This is a genomic window from Inquilinus sp., from assembly GCF_057815775.1.
This window is the reverse complement of the sequence record NZ_JBYRFX010001044.1, coordinates 1-6,207: the sequence shown is the minus strand read 5'-3', so window position 1 is coordinate 6,207 and position 6,207 is coordinate 1. Positions and strand designations below refer to the sequence as shown.

7 protein-coding genes are annotated in these 6,207 nt (G+C 70.1%); all 7 read right to left on the bottom strand.

Annotated elements, in window-relative coordinates; genetic code table 11:
* Nucleotides 1-347: tRNA (guanine(46)-N(7))-methyltransferase TrmB (locus AC3XYG_RS37150; RefSeq protein WP_489144928.1), on the bottom strand; the 347-nt coding region annotated here is incomplete at its 3' end.
* A gap of 21 nt (nucleotides 348-368) precedes the next feature.
* Complete coding sequence (gene metK, locus AC3XYG_RS37145) at nucleotides 369-1,535, bottom strand: methionine adenosyltransferase (RefSeq protein WP_489144927.1); 1,167 nt, start codon at nucleotides 1,533-1,535, stop codon at nucleotides 369-371.
* Nucleotides 1,536-1,634: 99 nt separating this feature from the next.
* Nucleotides 1,635-2,114 carry a helix-turn-helix domain-containing protein gene (locus AC3XYG_RS37140; RefSeq protein ID WP_489144926.1) on the bottom strand — a complete coding sequence of 160 codons (480 nt, stop codon included), beginning with the start codon at nucleotides 2,112-2,114 and terminating at the stop codon, nucleotides 1,635-1,637.
* A 131-nt stretch (nucleotides 2,115-2,245) separates the two neighbouring features.
* On the bottom strand, nucleotides 2,246-3,829 hold the full coding sequence (gene lnt, locus AC3XYG_RS37135) for an apolipoprotein N-acyltransferase (protein ID WP_489144925.1): 1,584 nt from the start codon (nucleotides 3,827-3,829) through the stop codon (nucleotides 2,246-2,248).
* On the bottom strand, nucleotides 3,810-4,715 hold the full coding sequence (locus AC3XYG_RS37130; protein ID WP_489144924.1) for a hemolysin family protein: 906 nt from the start codon (nucleotides 4,713-4,715) through the stop codon (nucleotides 3,810-3,812). The genes lnt and AC3XYG_RS37130 overlap by 20 nt, the downstream gene beginning before the upstream one ends.
* Nucleotides 4,716-4,719: 4 nt before the next feature.
* A complete protein-coding gene (gene ybeY, locus AC3XYG_RS37125; RefSeq protein ID WP_489144923.1) occupies nucleotides 4,720-5,253 on the bottom strand; it encodes an rRNA maturation RNase YbeY in 534 nt (177 codons plus the stop codon).
* A partial coding sequence (locus AC3XYG_RS37120) for a PhoH family protein (protein WP_489144922.1) occupies nucleotides 5,250-6,207 on the bottom strand: 958 nt, incomplete at its 5' end. The genes ybeY and AC3XYG_RS37120, both read right to left, overlap by 4 nt.

The following is a 6,207-nucleotide window of genomic DNA, read 5'->3' as shown; positions in this document are numbered from 1 at the left end:
TCGTCGGGCCAGACCCGCACCATGTCCAGCCCTTCGCCGGCCACCGCGGCCAGCAGGGTCGACATGCCGTTGATGTAGGGCTCGCAGCCGATGATGCCGATATCGGGATGCTGCGCCGCCTGCCAGGCCAGGTGTTCGCCGGCGCCGAAGCCGATCTCCACCCACACCTGGCGCGGCGGGCGCGGAAACAGAACGGCAGGGTCGAGCGCGCCGTCCTCCGTGGGGAGGGCGACGGTCAGCTGCGGCAGCAGGGTCTCGATCAAAGCGGCGCGGCCGGCGCGGAGCTTTCGCCCCTGGCGCCGGCCGTGGAAGTTTCGGCGCAGCGGTGCGCCGATCGGTTCGCTCATTGGATCAGCAGCGCATCTGGATCAGAAGGCCGAGCGGAGCTCGTCCACCAGATCCGTCCGCTCCCACGAGAAGCCGCCATCGGCCTCCGGGCTGCGGCCGAAATGGCCGTAGGAGGAGGTGCGGGCATAGATCGCCCGATTCAGGCCGAGATGGGTGCGGATACCGCGCGGGCTCAGATTGACCAGCTGCTGCAGGACTTCGGACAGCTTGTCCTCATCGACCCGGCCGGTGCCCTGGGTGTCGATGTAGACCGACAGCGGATGGGCGACACCGATGGCGTAGCTGAGCTGGATGACGCAGCGGTCGGCCAGCTCGGCGGCGACAACGTTCTTGGCCAGATAGCGCGCGGCATAGGCGGCCGAGCGGTCGACCTTGGTCGGATCCTTGCCGGAGAAGGCACCGCCGCCATGCGGTGCCGCACCACCATAGGTGTCGACGATGATCTTGCGGCCGGTCAGGCCGGCGTCGCCGTCCGGGCCGCCGATGACGAAACGGCCGGTCGGATTGACGTAGAAATGCGGCTCGTCGCACATCCAGCCCTCGGGCAGGACGGACAGGACGTAGGGGCGCACGATCTCACGCACGTCGGCCGCATCCAGGCCATCGGCATGCTGGGTCGAGACTACGACCGAGGTCGCGGCGACCGGCTTGTGGTTCTCGTACCGCAGCGAAACCTGCGCCTTGGCGTCGGGGGCCAGCTGGGGCGCCTTGCCGGAATGGCGGGCATCGGCCAGATGCTTGAGGATCTGGTGCGAGAACTGGATCGGTGCCGGCATCAGCACGTCGGTCTCGCGGCAGGCATAGCCGAACATGATGCCCTGGTCGCCGGCACCTTCGTCCTTGTTGCCGGCGGCATCGACGCCGACGGCGATGTCGGCCGACTGCTGGTGCACCAGGACGTCGACCTGGGCGTTGCGCCAGTGGAAGCCTTCCTGCTCGTAGCCGATCTCGCGCACCGCCTGGCGGGCCGCGTTCTCCAGCAGATCAGGCGTGATCGACGCCGGGCCGCGAACCTCGCCGGCGATCACGATGCGGTTGGTGGTGCACAGGGTTTCGACGGCGACACGCGCCTCGGGATCCGCGCCCAGGTAGAGATCGACGATCGAATCCGAGATACGATCGCAAACCTTGTCAGGATGACCTTCCGAGACCGACTCGCTCGTGAAGATGTAGTTGCCTTTGGCCACGTCGAACCCCTGGCTGAACTGAAGGGACGTTGAGAAAAATAGCGTGCGGCGGCGATCGGCCCTTTTCGCAAGGGCGGAACGCGCGGTCAAGCGGACGTATCAGGCCTCATCGTCGGCGCCCATGTCTTCGGCGGCCTCGCCAGGGTTGGACATCGCCTTGAGCAGGTCGAGCACGCGGCGCCGGGTCGCCGGATCTGCGACCCGGTAATAAGCACGGATCAACTCGAGAGTCTCACGCCGCTGCATCGGGTCGGGGCCGGCATCGTAGGGCTCGGCCTCCTCGGCGAGGCCCGGCAGGCCGGACCCGGCCGCCGGCGCGTCCTCGAAGAAGAAATCCACCGGCACCTCCAGCACCCGGCTCAGCTGGTGCAGGCGGCTGGCGCCGATGCGGTTCGAGCCGTGCTCGTATTTCTGGATCTGCTGGAAGGTCAGGCCGATCGCCGTGGCCAGCTTGGCCTGGCTGAAGCCCAGCAAGGTCCGCCGCAGCCGGATGCGGCCACCGATATGCACGTCGAGCGGGCTGGGCTCATCGTTCCGGGGGCGACCGCGGGGCCGTTTCGGGGCGTCGAAGGCGGCCACACATTACTCCGCAGCAATTCGCAAGGCGCCGGGTGCGATCGTTTCGCGAGGCGCGCATCCTAATGCGCCACGCCGGGTAACTTCAAGGCAGTCCCGGATCGGCCTGCGCCTGCCGTCCCGGCGCGCTTCGGTCAGACAGGTCGCCCGGGACGCCAGGCCCGGCCGGCGGCGAGGCCGGCGAGCAGCAGCAGCCAGAAACCGGCATCGCCCCAGCTTGCATAGGGCGTCGGCGGCAGTGCGGCGGGCAGTGCGGCATCGAGGATGCCCTGTTCGCCCAGGCCGATCTCGCCCGTCACCCGGCCATAGCCGTCGACCACGCCGCTGATGCCGGTGTTCGCGGCGCGCACCAGCGGCAACCCCTCCTCGACCGCCCGGGTCCGGGCGATGGCGAAATGCTGGTGCGGCCCGCTGGTCAGCCCGTACCAGCCGTCATTGGTGACGTTCAGCATCCAGCCCGGCCGGGCGCCGGTCGGGTCCAGCACCTCGCCCGGGAAGATCGCCTCGTAGCAGATCTGCGGGCTGACCGGCGGCAGCCCGGGCAGGGCGATGGTCTGCGGCCCCGGGCCGGGGGTGAAATCGACCGATCCGGCGGTGATCTTCTCGATGCCGAAATTGGCCAGCCAATCATGGAAGGGCACGTATTCGCCGAACGGCACCAGATGCGCCTTGTCATAGGTGGCCAGCACGGTACCGGCGGGGTCGATCGCGAAGATGCTGTTCCAGGCCTGCAGCGGCTCGGCGCCATAGGGCGTGGCGCGCACCGCGCCGACCAGGGCCAGGGCGCCGGGCGGCAGGATCGACCCGATCGCGCGCTGGGCGCCCTGATCCCAGGACAGCACGCCGGGCACCGCGGTCTCGGACCAGATCAGGGCACTGACGTGGTCCAGGCCCGGCGCCTGCGACAGCTGCATCTGCAGCTGGAAGTTCTCGCGCATCTTGTCGCCCGACCATTTGTCGGCCTGGGCGATGTTCGGCTGCACCAGGCGCAGCGTCTTGCCGGGCACCACCGCGCCATCGTCGCCGGCCAGGCGCCAGGCGCCCCAGCCGGCGATTGCCGCGATCACCGCGATGCCTGCCGCGGTGGCGGCCAGGCCGCGGCCGCGCGGGCCGGCCAGCACCGCCGGCAGGGTCGCGGCGGCGACGGTCAGCAGGCTCAGGCCGTAAATGCCGACGACGGACGCGCCCTGCAGCACCGGCAGCCAGCCGACCCAGCCATAGCCGACCAGGTTCCAGGGAAAGCCGGTCAGGACATGGCCGCGCAGCCATTCGGCCAGCGCCCAGGTCGCGGCCAGGGCCAGCGGGCCGCCCCAGCCGGCGCGGCGCAGCAGGTGGAAGCCGAGGCCGGCAAGGCCGGTGAACATGCCGAGCAGCGCGGGCAGCCCGGCCATGGCGATCGGGATCAGCCAGAAGAAGCGCGAGTCGACCGTCAGCGCCCAGGACACCCAGTACAGGCCGGGCACGAAGAAGCCGAAGCCGAAGGCCCAGCCGGTCAGGAAGGCGGACCGGCCGCGGCTGGCGCTGGCCAGCAGCCAGTACAGGCCGGGAAAGGCCAGCCACAGCACCGGCATGGCATAGAGCGGCGGCACCGACAGGCTGGCAATGACGCCCAGCAGCACGGCGGCGCCGAAGCGGCGCCAGCGGGTCAGCCCGGCGAAACCGGCGGCGAGGCGTGCGATGCCGTGGGTGGGCGCGGCGTCAGGCGGCGTCGGCGCCATCCTTGCGGCGGATGCGGAGCCGTTTGATCCGGCGCGGATCGGCATCGATCACCTCGAACTCGAACCCCTTGGGGTGGGTCAACAGCTCGCCGCGGGCCGGGATCCGGCCGGCCAGGGCGAACACCAGGCCGCCGAGCGTATCGATGTCGTCGCGCTCGTCCTCTTCCAGCACCGCGCCGACCTTGGCCTCGAAGGCCTCGATCGGCAGGCGGGCATCGGCGATCAGCGTGCCGTCCGGCTTCTCGACCAGCTGCGGCGGTTCGTCGATGTCGTGCTCGTCCTCGATCTCGCCGACGATCTCCTCGACCAGATCCTCGATCGTGATCAGCCCGTCGATGCCGCCGAATTCGTCGATCACCAGCGCCATGTGCTGGCGCTTCTCGCGCATCTGCAGCAGCAGGTCGAGCACCGGCATCGACGGTGCGACGATCTGGACCGGCCGCAGGATCTCGGTCAGCGATTTCGGTGCGTCACCATCGCCGCCCCGCGCCCGGCTCAGGGCCGCGACCACGTCCTTGACGTGGATCATGCCCAGCGCGTCGTCGAGATTGTCGCGGTAGACCGGCATCCGGCTGTGCGCCTCGCGCGCCAGGATGTCCAGCACGCCGGGCAGCGGCGTGTCGACCTCGACCCCGACGATGTCGGCGCGCGGCACCATGACGTCGATCGCGGTGCGGCCTCGCAGCCGCAGGATGTTGCCCAGCAGCACCCGTTCATGGCGGGCGACCGAGGCGTCGGCCTCGCCCTCGTCGCCGTCCTCGATCAGCTCCTCGATGGTCTCGCGCCAGGCATCCTCGCTCTTGCCGCGCAGCAGGCTGCGCAGCCAGCTGCGCAACGGACCGGATTCGGAGCTGCGGGAAGGTCGACCGGAAGGGGAGTCGGACATGGCCTCAAGCGGGAGCGGAGGGGGGATCGGAATAGGGGTCGGCGATGCCGAAGCGGGCCAGCAGGGCGGTTTCGATCCGCTCCATCGCCTCGGCTTCGGAATCGGTCAGGTGGTCGTGGCCCAGCAGGTGCAGGATGCCATGTACCACCAGATGCCTGGTGTGGTCGGCGGGTGCCTTGCGGTCGCGCGCCGCCTCCGCCATCACGGTCTCATAGGCCAGGATGACGTCGCCCAGCATCAGCGGCGCGCCCGGGAAGTCGGGCTCATCCGCCTCGGTCAGGGCGAAGGACAGCACATTGGTCGGCGCATCCTTGCCGCGATACTCGCGGTTCAGCCGCTGCACGGTGGCGTCGTCGGCGAACACGATCGACAGCTCGGCGGGGCGGTTGGGCCCGATCGGTCCGTCCGGCAGCGCGCCGGCCGCGATTGCGGCCTCGACCAGCGGCTCCAGCGCGGCGGCAAGGGCATCCTCGTCGGCGAAATCGGCGCCCAGCGCCGACCAGTCCGGCGCGTCGATGCTGACGGCGATATCGATCACGGCTGCGGCTTCCGGGCGCGGTCCGCCGCCTCATAGGCCCGGACGATGCGCGCCACCAGCGGGTGGCGGACCACGTCGCGGTCGGTGAAGCGGACGACGCGGATGCCCTCGGTCCCGTTCAGGATCTCCAGTGCGTCGACCAAGCCGGATTTGTCGCCGGGCTTGAGGTCGATCTGGCTGGTGTCGCCGGTGATGACCATGCGGCTGGCCTCGCCCATGCGGGTCAGCGCCATGCGCATCTGCATCACCGTGGTGTTCTGCGCCTCGTCCAGGATGACGAAGGAATGGGCCAGGGTCCGGCCGCGCATGAAGGCCAGCGGCGCGATCTCGATCGTGCCGGTCTCCATGTGCTTGGCCACCTGTTCGGCGGGCAGCAGGTCGTACAGCGCGTCGTAGAGTGGGCGGAGATAGGGGTCGACCTTCTCCTTCATGTCGCCGGGCAGGAAGCCCAGCCGCTCCCCCGCCTCGACCGCCGGCCGCGACAGCACGATGCGGTCGACCCGCCCGGCGATCAGCAGCGACACCGCCTGGGCGACGGCGAGATAGGTCTTGCCGGTGCCGGCCGGGCCGACGCCGAACACCATCTCGCTCTCGGCCAGGGCGGCGATGTATTCCGCCTGGGTCGGCGACCGCGGGCCGATCCGCTTGCGCCGGGTGACGATGGCGCCGTCGGAACCGGCCGCCGCGCGCTGCGGCACCCCGTCGACCACCGGCGCGTCGCGCACCATGCGGATCACGCCGTCGATATCGGCGCCGCTGGCGCCCTGGCCCTGGGCCAGGCGCTGCCACAGGGTTTCCAGTACCAGCCGGGCTTGCTCGACCGGCTCGGCCGCGCCCTTGATGGTGACGGTGTTGCCGCGCGAGGCCAGCGACACGCCGAGCTGGTGCTCGATCCGCAGCAGATGGGTGTCGTGCTCGCCATACAAGAGCGGCAGCAGCCGGTTGTCGTCGAAG